This is a genomic window from Leucobacter sp. M11 (assembly GCF_035726885.1).
GTDB lineage: Bacteria > Actinomycetota > Actinomycetes > Actinomycetales > Microbacteriaceae > JAPFRB01.
On the sequence record NZ_JAPFRB010000004.1, the window covers coordinates 329,046 to 329,400 of the forward strand.

The following is a 355-nucleotide window of genomic DNA, read 5'->3' on the forward strand; positions in this document are numbered from 1 at the left end:
TCGGGAAGGTGCTGATCGCCGTCTACGTGATCCTCGCGATCGCGGCCACGTTCCGCTCCATCTTCCAGATCATCCGCCGCTTCGACGAGGCCCCCGTTGCCTACTCCCTGTCCGCGGTCGCGGCCCTGGTCTACGTCCTGGCCACGATCGCGCTCATCAAGCGCACCGGCGTCTGGCGGAAGATCGCCTGGGTCGCGATCAGCTTCGAGCTGGTCGGCGTCCTCACCGTCGGCGTGCTGAGCATCACGGTGCCCGAGTGGTTCGGGCACGCCTCGGTCTGGTCGAACTTCGGCCAGGGCTACGGCTACATCCCCCTCGTGCTCCCCGTGCTCGGGCTCATCTGGCTCGGCAAAGA

Annotated in this window: 1 protein-coding gene; it reads left to right on the top strand. The window is 67.0% G+C overall.

Translation table 11 applies throughout. The features are described 5' to 3' along the window. Positions 1-355 (top strand): hypothetical protein (locus OOT08_RS13600; RefSeq protein ID WP_325093662.1); only part of this gene is annotated, 355 nt, incomplete at both ends.